This window comes from Alkalitalea saponilacus (assembly GCF_900168165.1).
Taxonomy (GTDB): domain Bacteria; phylum Bacteroidota; class Bacteroidia; order Bacteroidales; family Marinilabiliaceae; genus Natronoflexus; species Natronoflexus saponilacus.
The window spans coordinates 402,186-423,487 of sequence record NZ_FUYV01000001.1; the positions used below are offsets into that span (position 1 = coordinate 402,186).

The 21,302-nt window shown below is 40.4% G+C and carries 14 protein-coding genes; 9 read left to right on the forward strand and 5 right to left on the reverse strand.

Annotated features, from left to right (window positions below; translation table 11 throughout):
• Nucleotides 1-67 precede the first annotated feature (67 nt).
• Entirely contained in the window at nucleotides 68-1,117 is a 1,050-nt protein-coding gene (locus tag B5X70_RS01435) for a nucleoside hydrolase (RefSeq protein ID WP_079556065.1), read from the reverse strand.
• 457 nt (nucleotides 1,118-1,574) lie between these two features.
• Here B5X70_RS01435 and hisG point away from each other — a divergent pair, with 457 nt between their 5' ends.
• The 5 genes from hisG to hisB all read left to right on the forward strand — a co-directional run bounded on the left by hisG (nucleotide 1,575) and on the right by hisB (nucleotide 6,975).
• Nucleotides 1,575-2,447, forward strand: a complete 873-nt coding sequence (gene hisG / locus B5X70_RS18485; protein ID WP_079556066.1) for an ATP phosphoribosyltransferase — start codon at nucleotides 1,575-1,577, stop codon at nucleotides 2,445-2,447.
• Nucleotides 2,448-2,467: 20 nt separating this feature from the next.
• Nucleotides 2,468-3,754: a histidinol dehydrogenase gene (hisD, locus tag B5X70_RS01445; protein WP_079556067.1), complete on the forward strand. Its 1,287-nt coding sequence runs from the start codon at nucleotides 2,468-2,470 to the stop codon at nucleotides 3,752-3,754.
• A 114-nt stretch (nucleotides 3,755-3,868) separates the two neighbouring features.
• On the forward strand, nucleotides 3,869-4,906 hold the full coding sequence (gene hisC / locus B5X70_RS01450; RefSeq protein WP_079556068.1) for a histidinol-phosphate transaminase: 1,038 nt from the start codon (nucleotides 3,869-3,871) through the stop codon (nucleotides 4,904-4,906).
• A gap of 18 nt (nucleotides 4,907-4,924) precedes the next feature.
• Nucleotides 4,925-5,830 carry an alpha/beta hydrolase gene (locus B5X70_RS01455; protein ID WP_079556069.1) on the forward strand — a complete coding sequence of 302 codons (906 nt, stop codon included), beginning with the start codon at nucleotides 4,925-4,927 and terminating at the stop codon, nucleotides 5,828-5,830.
• Between the two features lie 14 nt (nucleotides 5,831-5,844).
• Nucleotides 5,845-6,975: a bifunctional histidinol-phosphatase/imidazoleglycerol-phosphate dehydratase HisB gene (hisB, locus tag B5X70_RS01460; protein WP_079556070.1), complete on the forward strand. Its 1,131-nt coding sequence runs from the start codon at nucleotides 5,845-5,847 to the stop codon at nucleotides 6,973-6,975.
• Here hisB and B5X70_RS01465 read toward each other — a convergent pair.
• Nucleotides 6,972-7,373 (reverse strand): DUF2721 domain-containing protein, encoded by a 402-nt coding sequence (locus B5X70_RS01465; protein WP_079556071.1) that lies wholly within the window; start codon nucleotides 7,371-7,373, stop codon nucleotides 6,972-6,974. The two genes, hisB and B5X70_RS01465, sit on opposite strands and share 4 nt — an antisense overlap.
• A 13-nt stretch (nucleotides 7,374-7,386) precedes the next feature.
• Nucleotides 7,387-8,373 (reverse strand): aldo/keto reductase, encoded by a 987-nt coding sequence (locus B5X70_RS01470; protein WP_079556072.1) that lies wholly within the window; start codon nucleotides 8,371-8,373, stop codon nucleotides 7,387-7,389.
• A gap of 557 nt (nucleotides 8,374-8,930) precedes the next feature.
• Here B5X70_RS01470 and B5X70_RS01475 point away from each other — a divergent pair.
• On the forward strand, nucleotides 8,931-11,891 hold the full coding sequence (locus B5X70_RS01475; protein ID WP_079556073.1) for a glycosyl hydrolase 115 family protein: 2,961 nt from the start codon (nucleotides 8,931-8,933) through the stop codon (nucleotides 11,889-11,891).
• A 194-nt stretch (nucleotides 11,892-12,085) separates the two neighbouring features.
• Here B5X70_RS01475 and B5X70_RS01480 read toward each other — a convergent pair whose 3' ends face one another.
• Complete coding sequence (locus B5X70_RS01480; protein WP_079556074.1) at nucleotides 12,086-13,255, reverse strand: esterase; 1,170 nt, start codon at nucleotides 13,253-13,255, stop codon at nucleotides 12,086-12,088.
• Between the two features lie 59 nt (nucleotides 13,256-13,314).
• On the reverse strand, nucleotides 13,315-17,571 hold the full coding sequence (locus B5X70_RS01485) for a CotH kinase family protein (protein ID WP_079556075.1): 4,257 nt from the start codon (nucleotides 17,569-17,571) through the stop codon (nucleotides 13,315-13,317).
• Nucleotides 17,572-17,832: 261 nt separating this feature from the next.
• On the opposite strand from B5X70_RS01485, the gene coaD reads away from it, so the two are divergent.
• From coaD to B5X70_RS01500, 3 genes are all read left to right on the forward strand, one after another.
• Entirely contained in the window at nucleotides 17,833-18,324 is a 492-nt protein-coding gene (gene coaD / locus B5X70_RS01490; protein ID WP_079556076.1) for a pantetheine-phosphate adenylyltransferase, read from the forward strand.
• 74 nt (nucleotides 18,325-18,398) lie between these two features.
• Nucleotides 18,399-19,859, forward strand: a complete 1,461-nt coding sequence (locus B5X70_RS01495; protein WP_079556077.1) for a TlpA family protein disulfide reductase — start codon at nucleotides 18,399-18,401, stop codon at nucleotides 19,857-19,859.
• Nucleotides 19,860-19,871: 12 nt separating this feature from the next.
• Nucleotides 19,872-21,221 carry a GntP family permease gene (locus tag B5X70_RS01500; RefSeq protein WP_079556078.1) on the forward strand — a complete coding sequence of 450 codons (1,350 nt, stop codon included), beginning with the start codon at nucleotides 19,872-19,874 and terminating at the stop codon, nucleotides 21,219-21,221.
• The last annotated feature ends 81 nt before the right edge of the window (nucleotides 21,222-21,302 follow it).

A 21,302-nucleotide genomic window follows, 5' to 3' on the forward strand; every position in this document is an offset into this window, starting at 1 on the left:
GATCTCTGGTAGAATGATATATTAGTACATTTTTTTGATAAAATAATATCGTCTTATAGAGCAACATTTAATCTATTTTACTTATTTGCTGCTCTTGATGAATCCCTGATTGATTATTGCAAATATCAAATAACATCAAATCCTCAATTAAAGATCCCAATTTCGAAGAATCCTCAAGTAGACGGAGGTATGAATGATTTGTTACTGTTCCCTTAATCCACCTGTTGCCACCATTTTCATCAGCTTTGTTATGTCCTCCCGTAATTTTATCCCACCATAAGCCAACGCCGCCACGCACTGCATAAAGCACTGCTGTTTGATCATAGGTTGCGTTATTGAGAATTCTACCCTGAAAGTTCTCTTTCATCCAGGGGGCATGCTTGCTAAAATGTTTAAATCCCAAATAGAGAGGGTGGTTTTGGTCAATATTGTTGAAGGCATATCCGGTTTGAATCTGCAAACCAAGTTCGTACCCGGAAAAAACAACAGGCATTTCCAGGTTTTCTAATACAAACTTTGTTACTCCTGGCATCCCTCCACAAAAATTCCATTCCCATTCACCTTCAGGATATTCACCTCCCATGATGACCATCTTTTTTACTTTTTTATGGAGAAGTTCTTTCCCATTTAGTTCTGAATGTTCACAAGAAGTTGTTTCAAGCACTCTCTTGATGTTTTTTAAAGGTCCAACACAAACTAAAACGATGCTTGAATCTTGTTGTTTTGAAAGAACTTTCCTGTATAAGTCGGTTGTTTCCGGCACATCTTCATATTTAAGTTTATGTGGCAGGTTTTCTGCAATGATTTTACCATGGTTAAAATCTACAGTATGCGTTCCTCCCGACCTTACCCCTATAGGAATGCTCGAATTTCCGTAAAATCTGTTTACGGCGTCAACCATTGGTACGGCGTATTTTTCCGTGTTCCAGATCATAACTGCCAGCAGTTCGCACTCTCCATTTTTTACAAATCCGTGAAGCATTGCGAGGGCACCAAGATCGTCGGCATCACCGCCGATATCGGTGTCAAAGATGATTTTAACTTGTGCCGGGCTCCTGGTAATCAATCCTAAGATAAGTACTAGAAGCACGATTGTTTTTATTTTGTTGTTTGCCATAATCTTTTTGATGATTTAGTTGTTTCTAAAGTGATAGGGGAATTTGTGAAGTTGCTTCATCGAATATGACCTTTTAATATCAGGAATGAATTCGAATTCTCAATGGTCTGGAACTGTATACGAATATACAAAATAAAACAGTAATTTGCATGTTGATTACTTAATGAGTTTAGGGAGCAAAGACCCGAGTAAATTCAATGGGCTAAAGAGGTTTCTGAACAGCAAATTTATGACAAAGCTCTTTTTTTTTGTGAAAATTTTGAATCAACCAGAAAAATATCATAGTTTTGTCATGTAAATAATCTTTTACCATATGATTTTTATTCATCACAGCAAAGCTCATCATCATCTCCTATCATAAGGGGTGGGCTTGTTGTGTGCATAATATAACAAAAGGCTTACCCTGTGTGGTAAGCCTTTTTGCGTTTTGTATAATATAAATTCTAACAATATAGTTATGGAAGCGAATATTGAAACAACTTTAAGAATTGCACTTCAGAAAAAGGGAAGACTTCATGACGATAGCATGGGTCTCATGAAGGAATCCGGTATTAAGTTTAATATTGGCAATGGCCGTTTGGTTGCACAGTCAACTGGATTTCCCATCGAAGCACTTTTTTTAAGAGATGATGATATACCTCAATCTGTTTACGACGGCGTGGCTGATCTGGGAGTAGTTGGAGAAAATGAATATGCCGAGAAAGGATACGAACTAGATATCGTAAAGCGTCTTGGATTTAGTAAATGCCGCTTGTCGCTTGCCATACCTAAAAGCGAACATTATACCGGAGTAGGTTGGTTTAATGGAAAGAAAATTGCCACTTCGTACCCTGAAATACTAAAGAAATTTTTTGCCGAGAAGAAAATTCAGGCCGACATACATGAGATAGCGGGTTCTGTTGAAATTGCTCCGGGAATTGGTTTGGCAGATGCTATTTTTGATATTGTTAGTTCCGGCAGTACATTGGTTGCCAATAGTTTGAAGGAGGTGGCAGTGGTTATGAAATCAGAAGCTCTTCTGGTGGCTAACAAAAACCTTGCAGAAGATAAACGTGTACTTCTGGAACAGATGCTTTTCCGCTTTGATGCCGTACAGGCAGCAAACTCAAACAAATATGTGCTTTTGAATGCCCCAAACGAAAAGGTTAAAAATATCGTTGATATTTTACCGGGCATGAAGAGTCCTACGGTTCTTCCGCTTGCCGAAGAGGGTTGGAGTTCAATTCATTCGGTAATTAACGAAGATAAGTTCTGGGAAGTGATTGATCAGTTAAAAGAGAACGGAGCACAGGGAATATTGATTATTCCGATCGAGAAGATGATTCTGTAACACTATTAAAGTTGGTTATTATGCAGACGTATGTAAATCCGCCACGTAACCAGTGGGACGAGTTGCTACAGCGGCCTCAGTTAGATGTATCCGGATTATATGAGCAGGTGCAATCTGTGCTGGATGAAATAGAGGTTGCCGGAGATCAGGCAGTTTTAAAATACAGCCGGATGTTTGATGGCTATGAAGGAGCTGAATTACAAGTGGGCGAGGAGGAGATTGCCGCTGCTTCATCAAAAATAACTAAAGAATTAAAAAGCGCCATTGAAACCGCAGCACAAAATATTAAAACGTTTCATGCTACCCAATGGCAATTAATGGAGAAAGTTGAAACCCAACCGGGAGTAACCTGTTGGCAAAAGAACGTCCCCATTGAGAAGGTGGGATTGTATGTTCCGGGTGGTACAGCTCCATTATTTTCCACGGTGCTCATGTTGGGTGTGCCTGCCAAAATTGCTGGTTGTCGGGAGATTATACTCTGTACGCCTCCCGGAAAAGATGGAAAAATTCATCCTGCCATTCTTTATGCAGCCAGTGTGGCAGGAATTGATAAGATTTACAAGATAGGTGGAATTCAGGCCATTGGAGCAATGACTTTCGGTACAGAATCTGTTCCTAAAGTTTATAAGATATTTGGTCCCGGAAACAAGTATGTCACCGCAGCTAAGCAGTTGGTAAGTCTTAAAAATATGGCCATTGACATGCCGGCGGGACCATCAGAAGTGTTGATCATGGCCGATGAATCGGCTAACCCAGCATTTGTAGCAGCAGATCTGTTGTCGCAGGCAGAGCATGGCGCAGGAAGCCAGGTCATTCTGCTCACCACAGTTCCCGAACTTCTGGATGCTGTAATGGCCGAAGTTGAAAAGCAGGTGAAATCACTTCCACGAGAAGATGGAGCAAGAGGTGCACTGAACGACAGCAGAGCTTTTTTGCTGACATCCATTGATGAGATGATAAAAATGAGTGACCTCTACGCGCCTGAACATCTTATTTTGGCGGTTAATGATGCGGAAGAGGTGGCAGACAGGATTATTAATGCCGGTTCTGTTTTTATCGGACATTATACTCCCGAAAGTGCAGGTGATTACGCCTCAGGAACAAACCATACCTTGCCAACTTACGGCCATGCCAGAACCTATTCCGGAGTAAACATCGACAGCTACATTCGTAAGGTTACATTTCAGCATATTACCCCGGAAGGGTTAAAACAACTGGGGCCTGTAATCCAGGAAATGGCTGCAGCAGAAATGTTGGATGCACACAAAAATGCTGTCACCATCAGATTAAACGAAATTGGAGATTAAGCGGGAATACTTGGAGAAACTGAATGGTTTCTGTGCGCATGATTGCCAGACTTTTTTATGCACCTTTACGTCTCTGCGCCTATTCAAAATTACTAAGAATCTTATAATTAAAACATGAGGGCACTCACTCAACTATTAAGAACCAATATACAAAACCTCAAACCCTATTCATCAGCACGCGATGAATACACGGGTGAGGAAGGCGTTTTTCTTGATGCCAACGAAAATCCTTTCAATGAACCTTACAATCGTTATCCCGACCCTTATCAGCGAAAGTTGAAAGCTATTATCGCTGAATTAAAGGAGGTTGATGCAACTCAGATATTTTTGGGTAACGGCTCGGATGAAGCCATTGATTTGGTGTATAGAGCCTTTTGCGAACCAGGTGTTGATAACGTGGTATCCATTGACCCAACATACGGGATGTATCAGGTAGCTGCCGAAACCAATGATGTTAAGGTCAAAAAAGTGAAATTAACATCCGGCTTTGAACTGGATGTGGCTGCCTTACTTGATGCGGTTGATGCCAATACCAAGATGTTGTGGATATGTTCACCCAATAATCCCACCGGTAATTGTTTCAGAGAAGCTGATGTAGAAACGCTCTTGAGAAAATTCGACGGTATCGTGGTTCTGGATGAGGCCTACATTGATTTTGCTCCGGGACGTTCAATGCTGGGAAAATTGAATAATTTTCCCAATCTGGTTGTCATGCAAACATTCTCCAAAGCATGGGGTATGGCTGGTATTCGTTTGGGAATGGCATTTGCTCAACCTGACATCATCAAGATTTTAAGTCGCATTAAGTATCCATACAACCTGAATATCCTCACCCAGAAAAAGGCCATGGAGCTGATATCTCAAAACAAAGAGAAAACAGAGCAGTGGATAAAACTTTTGCTGGATGAGCGCATGAAATTGGCTTCTGAGCTGAAAAAGCTACCGTTTGTTCAGCACATTTACCCTTCGGATGCTAATTTTTTGTTGGTCAGAACCACCGAACCCAAGAGGATTTATAATTTTCTGGTGGACAAGAAGATCATTATTCGCGACCGTTCAACTGTCACTCTTTGTGAAGGGTGCTTGAGAATAACAGTAGGATCTCCCGAGGAAAACAGGATTTTGATGAATGCTTTACACCTGTTTGTGTAAATGTAAATATTAGGTGCTATGAGACTCTATAGGGTGCTGATAATACTTTATCTGATAATGATTTCCCAATTATTAATCAGTCAGCAGATGATTCCGTTGTGGGATGAAATCATACCATTTAACAGGGATGGTATTGCTGTAGAGGAAATAAACGAAAATTATCGGGTTTCACGCGTTTCTGTACCTGGTATATTCCGCTTTGCTGCATGTGAAATGGCTGTAAAACAGAAGCCGGCCATTATTATAGTTCCGGGTGGAGGATACGCTCGTCAGGCGACAAATCATGAAGGCGTTATGGTGGCTAAGTGGTTTGCATCACGCGGTTACGAAGCTTTTGTGCTGAAGTACCGATTACCGGACGAGGAAATTGTTGAAAATCCGGCTTTTGCTCCATTAATCGATTTGCAGCAGGCCATTCATCATGTTCGTAGTAATGCAGATAAATATGGTGTTGATGCAGCTAAAATTGGGGTCATCGGTTTTTCTGCCGGCGGCCATTTGGCCGGTTCGGCATCAGTGATGTTCGATGTTCCGGTTAATAAAAACTTAAAGACGGAAGATGTCCGACCTGATTTTTCGATTTTGGTATATCCGGTTATTTCGATGGATGATGAAATCACCCATCGCGGAAGTAAAATCAACTTGTTGGGTGAAAATCCGATGAGTGTGTTTGTGGAGTTGTTTTCTCTTGAAAAGCAAGCTTCTTCGGAGGTCCCAGTCACTTTATTAGTCCATTCTATGGACGACAGAGCTGTGCCGTTGGAAAATTCACTTCGCTACGCAGACGCCTTGTCTGAAAAAGGAGTGGATGTAACTCAGTTGATTCTTCCTTTTGGAGGACATGGATACGGATTTCGCGAAAACTCAGGAGTTGAATACTGGATAGAGTATCTGGATGTTTGGTTAAAGAATAAAATAGATTAACACTTTACTATAAAATGAAGAAGAAAGTTCTCTTTATCGATCGCGACGGAACAATCATAAAAGAGCCACCGATTGATTATCAGGTGGATAGCCTGGAGAAGCTGGAGTTTTTTCCGAAGGTAATCAGGAATTTGCATCTTATCGCATCAAAACTCGATTTTGAATTGGTGATGGTAACCAACCAGGATGGATTGGGAACAACATCCTTTCCGGAGGAGACTTTCTGGCCTGCTCAAAATAAAATGATGGCTACTCTGCAAGGTGAGGGAATTGAGTTTTCGAAAGTGCATATTGATCCATCAATGCCGGAGGACAACTCCCCGAATCGCAAGCCTGGAGTAGGGATGCTTACTGAATACTACTCCGATGAATATGATCTTGCCGGATCTTATGTTATCGGCGACAGGCTGACTGATGTACAATTAGCAAAAAACCTTGGCTGTAAAGCCATTTTTGTGCAGGATCAGATTAAAGGTGTAGCCATGCTTGAAGAGCAAGATCTTGTTGCGTATGCTGTTTTTGTATCTGCTGATTGGGATGGAATTGCAGCTTTTTTATTTTCGTCGGAGCGAACTGCCGTGGTTGACAGAGCTACTGCAGAAACCAAAATTCACATCGAACTTGATTTGGATGGAACAGGAAAATGTGATATTTCAACCGGCCTTCATTTCTTCGATCACATGCTGGAGCAGATTGGTCGCCATTCCGGTTGCGATCTTACCATTAAAGTAGATGGTGATTTGCACGTGGACGAGCATCATACCATTGAAGATACCGGATTGGCTTTGGGTGAGGCTTTCAAAAAGGCTTTGGGCGATAAAAGAGGGATTGAGCGTTACGGCTTTTGTTTGCCCATGGATGATGTTTTGGCGCAGGTTGCCATTGATTTTGGCGGCCGTCCATGGTTGGTATGGGATGCAGATTTTAAGCGCGAAAAGGTAGGAGATATGCCCACCGAGATGTTTCACCACTTCTTTAAAAGTTTTAGCGATACATCACTTAGTAACTTGAATATTAAAGCTGAAGGTGGGAATGAACACCATAAAATAGAAGGAATTTTTAAGGCTTTCGCGAAAGCCATTAAAAATGCTATTCGTAAGGATATTTTCAGTGATCAGCTGCCAAGTACAAAAGGAGTGCTTTAGCACTCCTTTTTTTCCATATCACTAAGATGTAAATCCAGAGCTTTTACCGAGATCTGGATTTCTTTTATAGATGTACCGAGTGAAAGAATCAGTAAAACCAACGCAACGCCAAAAATGATTTCGGCTGCTGTTTGCCATCCAATATAAATCAAAAACATACACAGCACACAAAGCAACAAGCTGGCTATGCCCATGATTTGCATGGAGCGGGTTAATATTAACCGTTTCCTCATGTTTTGTATCTGCCCATACAATATGTCGTTGGGAGATTGTATGAACTTATCGTGCAAAGCCCTAACCACCGAGGCATAGGCCAGAAAGCGATTGGTGTAGGCCAGTAATATCAAAGATATTGCTGAAAAAAGCAATGCCGGTGTGGTCAGTGTGAGTTGCTCCATAATCGAAATGCGTTTACCATAAGTGATGAACTTCTTTCTTTATATGATTTTTGTAAATCTCATTCATTTGAGATACCTGCTCAGGTGTAAGATCTGGAAAGTCGTATACTGAAAGATTAGAAATTACATGCTCTTTTTTTGATGCGCCTGGAATGATGCAGCTCACTTCTTTGAATTGTAATATCCACTTTAAGGCTGCTGGTGCAAGATTTTCAACACCGGGGAATATCTCTTTGAGCTCTTCAACAGTCTTTAATCCCAGATTATAATCAATTCCGGAAAAAGTTTCGCCTTTATCAAAAGCCTCACCATTGCGATTAAAATTCCGATGATCGTCTGATGTGAATAGCGTGTCGGCTTTAAACTTTCCAGTTAACAAGCCACTGGCGAGAGGGACGCGTACAATGATCCCAACGTTCCGTTTCTTTGCTTCGTTAAAGAACAGTTCTGAAGGCCTTTGCCTAAAAAGATTAAAGATGATTTGAACTGTGGTTACGTTTGGATATTCAATGGCTTTTAAAGCTTCCTCTACTTTTTCTACGCTGACTCCCAAATTGGCAATTTTTCCTTGCTCTTTAAGCCTCTCAAAGCGTTCAAATATTTCAGGCCGGTAATAAACTTCGGTAGGGGGACAATGCAACTGAATTAAATCCAGTTGTTCTAATCCAGTGCGTTTTAAAGTCTCCTCAACGTATTTTTGAAGCACATCCGGTTGGTAGCCTTCGCTAACATGCGGATTGATTTGTCGCCCACATTTTGAGGCCACATAAATCCGTTCCGATCGGCTGCGCACTACTCGTCCAACAGCGGTTTCGCTGAGGCCGTTTTCGTAAACATCGGCAGTGTCAATAAAGTTTACCCCGTTATCTATGGCGGTGTTAATGATCTCATCGGCCAATTTATCGTTAAAGCCTGAACCCCATTTTCCTCCCACTTGCCATGTGCCAAGAGATATTTCTGAGATGTTAAATCCTGTTTTTCCTAGTTGACGGTATTGCATTTTTTTCTGTTTTAAGCATGATTAAATATGAAACTCCGGAACAGTGGCAGATGCTTGTCTGTATCCATCTCTTTTTCTCTCTTAAGAGAAAAAGGTCGTCTCTTTTGAATTTTTGATCTATCAAATATACTGAATTGATAATTGAATAAAAGATAATATTACAGGTTTTTTAAAACTTCTGAATCATGTTGACAGAGGTTTGATTCAATAGACACTCCTTGCATTTTGTGAATTTATGTATTGAGTTCTTTTTTTTATCTTAGTTATTACATTAATATCCTCCTTTATAATGATTTTATCCACATTCTGCACGGTGTTTTTAACTTATTTTGTAATTAGGATTTTTCAGAGGAAGCATCTCAAAAGAAAAATCCTGATTTTTATCAAATCGTCCTACTCATTTTTTACCTTACAGGGGTTGTTTTAACTGTTTCTGTGTGTCATGAAGGTGTTGAATTTGAGGACTGTGGGTGTAATGTTTAACTCTATCCTGATTGCTGACTAAAGCCATATGAGAAATCGATTTATCGACATATTATAAACAAAAGAAAAGAAACATGAAAAAAAAGTGTTTAGTTATCAGAAGTTTACTTTCTCTGTTCTTATTAGCAGTAGCTGGAGAATTGGTGAGTAACAACAATCAATTATTAGCGTCCGATGCAGATGTCGGTTCGCATTCGTCCAGTATTATAAGTTTTTCTGCTGTGGACGGCTATTTCCCATTAGCCGTAAGTGGAAAACCTGTGCCTTTATATACTCATTCTGATGATTATCAGGGAGTCATACGTGCTTTAAAGGATCTGCAGAGTGATTTTGAGCTTGTTACTAAGAACAAGCCAAAACTTTCAATCAACTCAGTTCCAAAATCTAAAAGGGTTGTGATTGCCGGTACGCTTGGCAATAATCAGGTTATTGACAAACTTGCAGAAGATGGTAAAATAAATGCAGAGGAGTTAGACGGAAAGTGGGAGAAATTTATTATTCAGGTTGTTGATAATCCCGTTAAAGGTGTAGATCAGGCCTTAGTTATTGCCGGTAGCGACAAACGGGGAACCATTTTCGGTATTTATGAAATTTCAAGACAAATAGGAGTTTCTCCATGGTACTGGTGGGCTGATGTTCCTGTTTCTCATCAGCCAAATCTTTATGTGTCGCCTGAACGATTCACACTTGGAGAACCAAAGGTACAATACAGAGGAATATTTCTTAATAACGATGAACCTGCATTGGGAAATTGGGTCAGACACTCTTTTGGAGGGTTTAATCATCAATTTTATGAAAAAGTTTTTGAGTTGATTTTAAGACTCAGAGGAAATTACTTATGGCCGGCAATGTGGGGGAAAGCTTTTCATGATGATTGTCCTCATAATGCCCCTTTGGCTGATATGTACGGCGTAGTGATTGGTTATACCCACCATGAACCAATGATGAGAGCTCATATTGAATGGGCTCGTTATGGAGAAGGTGATTGGGATTACCAGACCAATGAAGAAGGGCTGAGGGAATTCTGGATAGAAGGAATTGAAAGAATGAAAGACTATGAGAGTACTGTTACTCTTGCTATGAGAGGAGATGGAGATGAACCTTTGAGTGAAGAGGCGAACATTGAGCTTATAGAAAGGGTTGTAAATGATCAGAGAGAGATTATTCAAAACTACGCAAAAAATCCGGATGATGTAATTCAGGTATGGGCTCTCTATAAAGAGGTAATGGATTATTACAACAGAGGCATGGAAGTACCTGATGACGTGTTAATCCTCCTCACAAATGACAATTGGGGTAACATTCGTTATCTTCCAGATCCTGATGATGCTGCAAAGCGCTCCGGAGGATGGGGTATGTATTACCATTTTGACTATGTAGGCGGGCCAAGAAGTTACAAGTGGATTAACACCATCCAAATTTCAAGAATATGGGAACAGATGAACGTTACATATCGCCACAACATTGATAAAATGTGGTTGGTAAATGTTGGAGACCTTAAGCCGATGGAGTTTCCTATTTCATTTTTCCTGGATTTTGCCTGGAATCCTGACGCTATCCCAGCTGATGTGATGGGACAATATCCAAAATGGTGGGCTCAACAACAGTTTGGGAAAGAGTTTGCAGAGGAAATTGCACACCTGCTAAATGAATACACAAGAATAAACTCCAGAAGGAAACCTGAATTATTAAATGAAGATACATATAGTATCATTCATTTCCGTGAAGGTCAAAGAGTGGTTGAGGATTATAATAATTTGTTGAAGGAAGCTGAACGCATTAACGAAAAAATTTCAGAAGAGTACCGGGATGCATTTTTTCAATTGGTTCTTTATCCTGTAAAAGCATCAGCCAATTTAAATGAAATGTATGTTTCCGTGGCAAAAAATCGTTTGTATGCCAGACAATTGCGCTCAAATACAACGGAAATGGCTGATAAGGTACGATACCATTTTGATATGGATGCCAAGCTTAATGATAAGTACCACAGCATAGCTGATGGTAAATGGATGCATATGATGTCTCAGACGCGCATTGGTTATACATACTGGAATCAACCTCCATGGGACGTTATGCCGAATGTAACTGTTGCCACACCTCATGATCCAGCCGATATGGGGGTAGCAATTGAAGGTTCAGGATATGCATGGCCACAAGCTGGTCGCAACAGACAGGACGCCGTCTTACCTAAGTTTGATAAATTTAATCAACAGTCATTCTATATAGATGTATTTAACCGCGGAAGATTTTCATTTGAGTATTCAGCAGATACAGACGTGCCCTGGTTGTTGATTGACAATCCTACTGGGACTGTAGAAAAACAAGAGCGCTTATTGGTCAGTGTGGACTGGACACAGGTTCCTGAAGGCACTCATCGTCAGCCTATACGAATAAGCGGCCCCGACAATAGGAATATTATTGTTTATGCTGAGGTATTTAATCCTTCATATCCTGTTCGTGAGGAAGTTCAGGGATTTGTTGAGGCCAATGGTTATGTTTCCATTGAAGCTCCGAATTTCACCCGAAAGATTGATTCAGAAGATGCATGGTGGAAGTATGTTCCTGATTTAGGAAGAACCTATGCTTCTATGGTGTCTTTCCCTGTTTTGGCTGATGTTCAGACCCCCGGAGATCAGGATGCTCCAAGGTTGGAATATGATATGCACCTTTTCTCGGAAGGCGAAGTAACCGTTCATGTATACTTGGCTCCTACCAAAAATTTTAAACATGAACGAACAGGTTTGAAATATGGCATCTCTTTTAACGACGAAGATCCACAGATTGAGAATATTCATACCGAAATATTAAACTGGGGAGATTACAGTTACGGTGCTCCAGAATATGGAGTTTGGGCCAGTTGGGTTTCAAATAATATCAATGTACTTAGAACAACCCACACAATTGATAAACCAGGTAAGCATACTCTTAAAATCTGGATGAAGAACCCAAATGTAGTTATCCAAAAAATAGTTGTGCAAACGGGTGAAATGGGCGAGACTTACTTAGGACCACCGCAAAGCTTTTTTAATAAATAGTACCTCTAAGAATTTTCGTAAATGACTGTTTCAAAAACGAGAATAACGCAGTATTTGGCGTTTTCTTATAAAGACTAAATAGAATATTTGACATATGATTTTATAAAAACACCCCGTGAATTTCACGGGGTGTTTTTATTTACTTTTGACAGAGAAATGACCAATGGTCATCTTTTCCGCATATCTTCTATTTTTTATTTAAACAACATCGGAACAAATTCAGTTAAATATAAACGCCAGTTATCCCATGTATGTCCTCCCTCGCTTTCACGATAAGTGTATGGCATGTTAATTCTGTCCATTATTTTTCTCAACTCAACACACTGTTCGTAAAGAAAGTCAGTCTTCCCCATGGCTATCCAGTAAAGCTGGTATCCGTTATCTTTTTGATTCATAAGAGTCTCTTCAAAGTTTTTGTATACGGGAGAAGTGGCATCTTCTGCAGGAAAAACAGCACCAGAAAACAACGCAATGTAATGAAAAGTATTTGGGTAATAGCGTGAAATATGAAGGGAATGGAATCCTCCCATAGATAAACCGGCAATGGCTCTTGCTCCGGAGGATTGTTTTACCCGGTAGTTGCTTTCAACAAAGTTGATAACATCCATAAAAGTCTCTTCCATTTTACCATCCATGGTGTTAGGAAGTTGCATGGTTGGTTTAACAAAGCCAAGGCTGGATTCTCCCGGAGCAGCTTCCTGATAAACATTTCCGTTTGGCATCACAACAATCATTGGTTCAGCTTTCCGCTGAGCTATTAGATTATCCAGGATTTGGGAGGTGCGTCCCAGTGCCATCCAAGCCTCCTCGTCACCTCCCATTCCGTGCAAAAGATATAACACTGGGTAATCTTTACCACTGGATTCATATCCGGGAGGAGTGTAAACGGTGATACGACGGTTCTTTTCATTTCCCGGCGAATGATACCATTGGCGTGTGACGGTTCCGTGAGGAACATCATTGACTTTATAATAATCTCCTTGACCACCACTTATTATAAAAACGTTGGTTAAGGTTGCCACATCCCTTATAAGGTATACATTGGATGGATCGTTCATTCTCATTTTATCAACAAAAAAGGAGTAGCCATAAAGATTGGACTCCAATGGCTTGGTGGTATAAATCCATAAGCCATCTTCAGTTTTTTTCATCTCAACAAGTCTCGGATTCCAACCTTCTGAAGGGATCCAGTCGCCTGTAAGTTGAACCTGATTTGCATGGGGAGCATGCAAACGGAAAGTGACGGAATTGTCATCGTTTATTTCCGGTGAAACAATTTCAGATCCACCCCAAAGTGCTTGTTGTGCCATTGTATGGATAGAAATAAGAAGCATTAGTGCTAAGAATAACAAGTTTTTTTTCATATAATTTATGTTTCAATTTCTCCCGAAGCCTCGGAACTCGTTTCATATAAAGATCAATTCTATTGAATGATGAATTTTACCATCCGTCCGGTGTTGACTTCCTGATAGATATATATTCCTCCCGGAAGATGTCCCACCCTTGCTACGTTTTTGTTGAACATCCGTCCGACTTCAACTCCCGCCATGTTAAAAATACGGCCTGTCGTTCGTTCACTAAAGTTAATAAAAGTTTCATTTACAGGGTTTGGATATACTCTTAATTCAGAAAGATTGCTCTCATCATAATCACCGGGAATGCCGGTTGGACCGGATATGTTAATGGAATGAATGGCAAGCATGTCACGTGCCCCACTGGTTGGATCAACCCTTTCTCCTGTGTGATAAAAGAGCCACCTCAGCTGTACATAGTCTTTATTTAATAACTCCTTAGGAAATACGATGTTTTCGAATGTCTCTATTTCGTTTTCAGCAAAAGAACGGTAATATTCTTTTTTGTTACCATGGATGTCTTTCCAGTTTTTCCACTCTGCGCCAATTTCAGTCCGATATTGAAGCCTTATTCTGTAGGCTCTCGAATTGGCTCTGAGTGTTGAAGCACTCCAGTTTAAAACGATATTGTCGGAATTTTGTGTGTTAATGGCAAGCACTAATGCTCCCAAATCCCGTCCTCTACCAGTATTTATAAAAGATATCCCATTTTCTCCAAGTCCATTGATCCGGGTTCTGCTTTCATTTCTGTATGGAAAACCTATGTTGTTTTGATCACCAGAGGAAAATTCCTGTTCTGGAATATGATATACCCTCTGAAATTTAGTCGAAGGTACAGGGTCGTCCGTATCGCTCTGCATAAATATTATATGGTTAGGGAATGTTCCTTCAGGAGCGTTCGCATCCCAATAATTGAAGTTGAATTCAGTGTTGTCAGGATCTACAGCTTCAGGATAAACAATGGTGTAAAAAGAGTGCTCAATTGGGGGGTTCTGTCCATCTGAAGCTGAAATTAGAATCGTTGTTCCACCCCTGTTTACTGGGTTTATTGTTAATCTGGAATTGGTTAAATCATATTCAAGAACATTTTCGTTACTGATTTCGACCGAGTAGGTCAGAGGCAGACCTTGAGGTTGGCTGAAAAAATCAGACAAGTCTATTATATATTGTCCCGAGTTCTCAATCAGTTTTAACGGATCCCTGAAATATTTGAATTTTATAGGTGGCTGAACAGTGCCATCAAAAGGTTCTCCTTCAAGAGAGACATTGTCAATTCTGTTGTTTCCTGTGGTTCCTCCAAAATCAGATTCATCAAAATCCATTGAGATTTTGATGGCTAGGTTCTCATTGTTGTCAGTTTCTGGAAGCAGAGCCAGATCAAAACCATGGTATACCGGAACATCTGTTACATTTATTGTATCAAAAGGGATAAACTCAATTCCATCTGTAGTATATGAGAGGTATTGTCGGTTTGCACCACTCCCGGACCTTCTTGTTTCATATGCAAAAAGCAAATCCTGATATCCCGTTGATGGAAGGTTGAATACGATTGCAGAGCCCAATGGGTTGTTGATTCGCAGATGTGATCCTGCCGGATCATTATCTTTAGCATTAATAGCGGCAAATCCTTGTCCTGTATCAGAAGTTATTTCGCCTAAATCACCGGGTAGAAAGTACACCGAACCTTCTCCGATTGTGTATGAGGGAAAAAGCAGGTTGTTCTCATTGTTAAAGTTCCAGTAATGAATCACAGAAAATGGCTCCCCCAATTGAGTATCGATCCATTCCAATCTTTTTTCCAACCAGTCAATCATCCAGAACACTTCTTCTTCGTATGTATTTCCTATAAACCAGTTGGGCCAGATATATCTTCCAAGAATTCTCCACCGGTCAAAGTTTCGGACTTGTGCCTCGCCAAGTAGATCGTAATAGCTCAGTATCTTGTTTTTTAGAAAGGCGTTGGAAAACTTACCGGTTCTTAAACTCCGGTATCTTTTATTGTACTTTCTTCTAAACTCCTCATCCTCGAATAGTCGGGTATACCAGCCTTTAAGATATTGTTCCTGATTAAGCAGATTGCCATACCAGCCTTCGGGACTCCATCCTTCATTATAATTTGCATTTCCAAGAGATAAATTGAAATCCCATAGAGGACCCGATTTAATTTTTTCTCCTCTCTCTTTAGTGAAAAAGGTGCTTAGTCTATATCCGTCAATCTCTTTGGTGACTTCAGTTATCAGATGCATATCAATGAATGAGGGAACATCCAGAAAGGCGCGATATCCAACTTTCGGATCCTTGAAATCGTTACCAAACAATGCTGTTTCCAAAGAGTCAATGTACCCAACAAGATAATCTTTTTGTTGCGGGGTAATGGTTGCTTCATCAGGTCTTACAAATGCGAAATGGCTGTTGCGGTTGGTGTAAAACCCCGATTCTCCCGGGTTTAAGCGGTCATTTTTAAATATGTATCCGCCGGTAATTTCCGGATGGTTATTATGCCATGGTTTCAGATCCTGAATGTTTACATTTCCCGGTGCAACTTTTATGCGTTGTGTCAGCAGGTAAACACCGTGATAGTGTAGTTCGTTAAGCGTACCTGTTCCTGTGTGAATGAAAAGCTCAACAAACCTGGTGTATGGAGAGTATTGTCCAATTTCATTGCTTAAACCGTAAGAAAAAGCATTGCGCATCAATGTCTTGTCGGAGTAGGGGCCATGCAAAACCCAGTTGTGTTCTTCCGGTAGTCCCAGAAGAGAAACCTTACGGTTGCTACCATCTTCTTCCTGGATATGAAAACCGTAATTGTTTTTTGGGAAACTTAAAGAACTTGATCCCCTTTTGTTGATGATGATTCTACTTTGAAATTCAGGAATATCAGTAATTTCATTTCTTCCTTCGTTTTCATTATTGGTTATGACCATGTAAGCTGGCGTTCTGCTTCCGGGTGTAATCGGGGTATTATATCCAAAAATGGTCATTACAGGTAAGTTGGAACTGAACCCTTCCAGACTCTTATGAGTAATCGAAAAGTTTGCTGAAACTGTTTCACTTCTCAGTTTTGCCTCCTCGAAAGCAGCAGCTCTTAACTGTGTGGTTTGAGAAATGGTGATGGGATTTTCATAAACCGGACTCTCGGTGGTAGGTTCGCTCCCATTTGTGGTATAACGGATGGTTGCTCCCTCATTTGAGGATAAACTTACTATAATATTCTCTTTATAAATTCCTCCACTGGGAGAGATGGCTGGCTTGGCTGATAACCCGGACACGTAGTTGTCCGGGTTTGCATTTCCGGGTGTTGGATTCTCAAAATAATACCAGAGTCCGCTTCCATCCGGATATCGGCCATACGATATGTCGGATGGAATAGGTGTTGGTGGCACCTGATCAATGATAAAACCCTGAGGGTTCGTAAGTACGATCTCCTCGCCGCTGGCATCAATTTTAAAGTTCGTATGCAAAAAGCCCCCTGGAACATAGCAGTATTGTGCATTGATAGGTTCGTCAATGGTTCCATCGGGCATTCTCCAGCGAACTGACAGATGATCTCCACCCTGTGCTTCTTTCATTAAAGCAGAGAGGTAATAGAGCTTCCCTTCTTCCAGATATACCGGCAGAGAGGTCTGAGACGGATATTTATCCCATTGCCGTGGATTTGTCCAATCCGGAACGCTGGCTATGAGAGATGTGTTCCCTTTTGATGCATCAATACTGAGATGTAGTTCCGAGTTGTCATCACCGGAAATCCAAAAACGATACTCTCCGGTTTGTGGTGGCTTGATCCAAGTAAACATATGTTGACCATAATTGTCTCCAATGTTTATTGGTGATTCAAAATAGCTTGTAATTATATGGCTTAGTGTTGGATTATCCGAGAAGTCTGAATGGTTCGTCAAATCACTTATCAGGTTTCCCGGTATATTGTCGTAAAAACGTCTTTTTATTCCATTGTTCATCGCTCCTTTTATGGGCTTCCGGTCTTTGCCTGATGCCCAAACAATAAGCTTTTCCCCTGGTTCTATGAGGTAGTCGGGGAAAATCCACATTCGAATATCGTTATAATCATCTGAAAGGCCATAGCCTTTCAGGTTAATGGTTTGATCACCGATGTTAATAATCTCAATCCAATCTTCAAATGAACCATCCTCATCGGAAATGGTTGAAGAGTTTGAAGCCATGACTTCATTTATCCGTATATGCTGAGCTGATAGGTTAAAGAAAAAAAATGCCGATGCAAAAATGAAAGCAGCTAGGAGGCTTTTGCGTAAGAGATTGTGATTAAAGATGAATTGAGTAAATGTGATCGTTTTTTTTTTCTTAAATATCATTTTTCTTTGTTTATTACAAATAGCTGGAAAAGAGAAGCCGTGTTTTTTACAGGTTTTAAAAATACTCTTTAATTCTCAGTTATTAAAAGTATCAATAACTCATTTGTTTAAAATGATGCAGACACTACAAATGGTTGCTTTAAATTTTATTTTTGCAGTTAAAGTTAGTGATTATTAAATTTCAACGTTAATCAAGAATTAAAGGTTTGCTGTTTCAACTTATTTTTCCAAATTTTACCTTTTCAATAAATCTATGTTTGAATGGAAAGAATAGCAATTTTCCCCGGATCATTTGATCCCTTTACGGTTGGTCACGAGAACATCGTTCGTCGTGGGTTAAAGCTTTTTGATAAGATAATTATAGCGGTTGGTTACAATGCCACAAAGAGCTACTATTTTTCGATTGATGAACGCGTGGCGTTCATTAAAGCTCAGTTTGAGGACGAGCCACGTATATTAGTGGAAAGATATGAGAATCTTACCGTGGAGTTTGCTGACGAAAAACAGGCCGATTTTATATTGCGCGGCATCAGAACTGCTGCCGATTTTGAATATGAGCGTGCCATTGCCCAGGTTAATAAACTGATGACCGGAATTGATTCCGTGTTTTTATTAACCACGCCGGAACACACGCCAGTAAATTCATCTATTGTTAGAGACATTCTTAAACACAATGGTGATGCATCAAAGTTTATTCCTGTAATAACTTATCGAATGATTCAGGATATCAGAGCTGGGAAGGTTAAATTTTGAAAAAATGGCCGGAAGTTTGCTTCGTCATTTGAACAATGGTAGTTATAATTTAAATAAATCATAAACAAGTTTAAATGAGGGTTTATATATTCTGTCTTGTTCTTTTGGGTATAAATGGTGCCGTTTTTGGACAAACCAACACTGGTGAAGTTCGATTTTTTGGGAAGAATCCTGAGTATGCCGGATTTAATCTCGTTTTTGAGCGTTATTCAAATTTTATAATTCCTCAAACAGAACCTTTGGTGACGCTAGCCATTGATGACGATGGCGAGTTTTACTTTACTTTTCCTCTGAATGAAACCCTTCACGCATTCGTTGACTTGGGCAGATACAGAGCGTCCATTTATCTGGAACCCGGTTTGAGCTATCAATTGGTTTTTCCTCCGTTTGAACCTAAAAATCAAGCTGAAAGATTAAATCCATTTTTCCAGCCGGAAGAGGTATTGCTCGGAATTGCAAACGAAGAAGCACGTGCGTTGAACAGAAATATTGTTGAGTTTGATGCCATGTTTGAGTTTAATTTCAGCCGATATGCAACCGATCTGTTTGTGAATGGAAACGTTGCCAGAGCAACTGAAATTGAAGAGATGCTGGAGGAGAGGTTTACCTTTGATCATCCTGTTTTTAATCGCCATAAGCAGCTTAATTATATGAAATTATGGCACATGACTGTTCGACGACAAAACAGGTCGTTGATTCATCGCTACATGTCAAATCATGCTGTTGAATATCATTTGCCAGTGTATTGGGAGGTATTTAATGATGTGTTTAAAGGTTTTTTTCCAAACAATCTTGCAGAAGAGGTTCAACAACCAATATTGCGAAGCATTTCCCGTAGGGAAAGTTTTAATACGATTACAGACATTGCTGTTCAGGACACAATCTTTAAAAATCGTGAATTTGCGGAAGTGATGTTGCTATATTCTCTTTACGAAGCTTTTTATCAGGAAAATTTAGCACCTGAAACCGTGTTAACCATAACCTCTGATGCTGTTCAAACAGCATCAGCACCCGAAACCCGGGAGATGGCTCGTCAGTTTAATAGAAAGCTTTCAATGCTTCGTGCCGGAACCCGGGCTCCAGAATTTACTTTGTTGGATAGAGATGGTAACTATAAAAGTCTGGAAGATTTTAGCGGGACGTTTGTCTATTTGAATTTTATGCATACCGCAAACTTCTCTGCTTTAAGAGACATGCAGTCGTTGGTTCGAATTCAGGAGGTTTTTCACGAACAATTACACGTTGTTACCATTATTGTAGATGAGGATTTTGAAGCAATGACAAGGTTTTTAGATCGGCATCCATCTTATGATTGGACGTTTTTACACTTTGCCTCTGCCCCAGCTGTGTTGTTTGATTACAATATCATGGCAGTCCCTGCCTATTATTTAATAAATCCCGAAGGGCTTCTCTCTTTGTCGCCGGCTCCTACGCCGGATGAAAATTTCAGAGCCCGGTTTGCCGACCGTTACAGATCATGGCAAAGAGAGCAGCTTCGGCGTAATCCTCCAGAACGCAGGTCGATATTCAGATAAAACCTTTTGCCTATGTCCGGAATTTTTCTTGCATTGGTTGTGGTTGCAGCAGTAGTCCTGTTGCTTTTATTGGTATTAAGACTTAAGATCAATGCTTTTATAGCATTGATAATAACTGCCATGTTTGTTGGCATCGCAAGTGGAATGCCTTTTCAAACAGTCCTTGACAGCATTCAGAAGGGCATGGGAGGGACTCTTGGTTTCGTAGCAACTGTTGTGGGGTTGGGGGCTATTTTCGGCCAGATGTTGGAAAGCTCTGGAGGGGCTGAGGCGCTTGCCAGATATCTGGTGAAAAAGTTTGGTCATAAAAAAGCACCATATGCTATGGTGCTTTCCGGGTTTTTTATTGGAATTCCGGTGTTTTTCGATGTTGGTTTTATCATCCTAATTCCCATTGTATATGCTTTAGCGCGGGATACCAAACTCTCTTTGCTTTATTATGGAATTCCTTTGTTGGCCGGACTTGCCGTGACTCATTCCTTTATTCCTCCCACTCCAGGTCCGGTAGCAGTGGCTGAAATTATTAATGCACAATTAGGATATGTCATTTTGTTTGGTTTTTTACTCGGAATTCCTGTGGCGATTCTTGCCGGTCCTGTTTTTGGGAGATACATCAGTAAGAAGATAATGGTTGCTCCGCCGGATTTTTTTGAGGAAGCCAACACTTCTGAAGAGAAACTGCCTCCTTTCGGTCAGATTATCTGGATTATACTGATCCCACTCATATTAATTTTGTTGGCCACCATTACAAATGTAATGGTGACAAGGGAAGTGATTGGAAAAGGGGTATTCCCGAATCTGTTGATGTTTGTAGGGCATCCTTTTTCTGCCTTAATCATTGCCACGCTGGTTGCCATATATTTTCTGGGTATTCGACGTGGGTTTAAAAAAAAGGAAATTTTGGATTTAAGTACCAAAGCATTAGGTCCGGCCGGAATTATTATTCTGGTAACAGGGGCAGGAGGGGCATTGAAAGAGGTTCTGGTTGACAGTGGCATAGGTGATGTTCTAGCAGGTGCTTTGGCAAAATCTGCATGGCCTCCTGTTCTTCTTGCCTGGGCTCTTGCTGCCTTAGTAAGGGTTACGCAAGGCTCTGCAACGGTTGCTATGATTACGGCAGCCGGAATCATGGCTCCTCTATTGGTTGCCTTCGATTTGAGCGAAATGCACAGAGCTCTTATCGTTTTGGCTATCAGTTCAGGAGCAACCATATTATCTCATGTAAACGACAGTGGCTTTTGGTTGGTTGGTAAATATCTTGGATTGGACGAAAAACAAACACTCCAATCCTGGACTGTAATGGAAACCATCATAGCCGTTTCAGGTCTTGCTCTCACTCTACTGGTTAGTTTTTTCGTCTAATCTGATTGACTGCTTTTAAACACTTTATTAATTCTTTCGAATCTGGAACAAAAGCAGTACTTTTGCGGCCTGTAAACTCGC

What these genes read in the sequence shown, in the direction of transcription:
- B5X70_RS01495 (WP_079556077.1), top strand. Translation starts at nt 18,399, where the DNA reads ATGAGGGTTTATATATTCTGTCTTGTTCTTTTGGGTATAAATGGTGCC.
- B5X70_RS01435 (WP_079556065.1), bottom strand. Translation starts at nt 1,117, where the DNA reads ATGGCAAACAACAAAATAAAAACAATCGTGCTTCTAGTACTTATCTTA.
- coaD (WP_079556076.1), top strand. Translation starts at nt 17,833, where the DNA reads ATGGAAAGAATAGCAATTTTCCCCGGATCATTTGATCCCTTTACGGTT.
- B5X70_RS01475 (WP_079556073.1), top strand. Translation starts at nt 8,931, where the DNA reads ATGAAAAAAAAGTGTTTAGTTATCAGAAGTTTACTTTCTCTGTTCTTA.
- B5X70_RS01485 (WP_079556075.1), bottom strand. Translation starts at nt 17,571, where the DNA reads ATGATATTTAAGAAAAAAAAAACGATCACATTTACTCAATTCATCTTT.
- hisB (WP_079556070.1), top strand. Translation starts at nt 5,845, where the DNA reads ATGAAGAAGAAAGTTCTCTTTATCGATCGCGACGGAACAATCATAAAA.
- B5X70_RS01455 (WP_079556069.1), top strand. Translation starts at nt 4,925, where the DNA reads ATGAGACTCTATAGGGTGCTGATAATACTTTATCTGATAATGATTTCC.
- B5X70_RS01465 (WP_079556071.1), bottom strand. Translation starts at nt 7,373, where the DNA reads ATGGAGCAACTCACACTGACCACACCGGCATTGCTTTTTTCAGCAATA.
- B5X70_RS01480 (WP_079556074.1), bottom strand. Translation starts at nt 13,255, where the DNA reads ATGAAAAAAAACTTGTTATTCTTAGCACTAATGCTTCTTATTTCTATC.
- hisG (WP_079556066.1), top strand. Translation starts at nt 1,575, where the DNA reads ATGGAAGCGAATATTGAAACAACTTTAAGAATTGCACTTCAGAAAAAG.
- B5X70_RS01470 (WP_079556072.1), bottom strand. Translation starts at nt 8,373, where the DNA reads ATGCAATACCGTCAACTAGGAAAAACAGGATTTAACATCTCAGAAATA.
- B5X70_RS01500 (WP_079556078.1), top strand. Translation starts at nt 19,872, where the DNA reads ATGTCCGGAATTTTTCTTGCATTGGTTGTGGTTGCAGCAGTAGTCCTG.
- hisD (WP_079556067.1), top strand. Translation starts at nt 2,468, where the DNA reads ATGCAGACGTATGTAAATCCGCCACGTAACCAGTGGGACGAGTTGCTA.
- hisC (WP_079556068.1), top strand. Translation starts at nt 3,869, where the DNA reads ATGAGGGCACTCACTCAACTATTAAGAACCAATATACAAAACCTCAAA.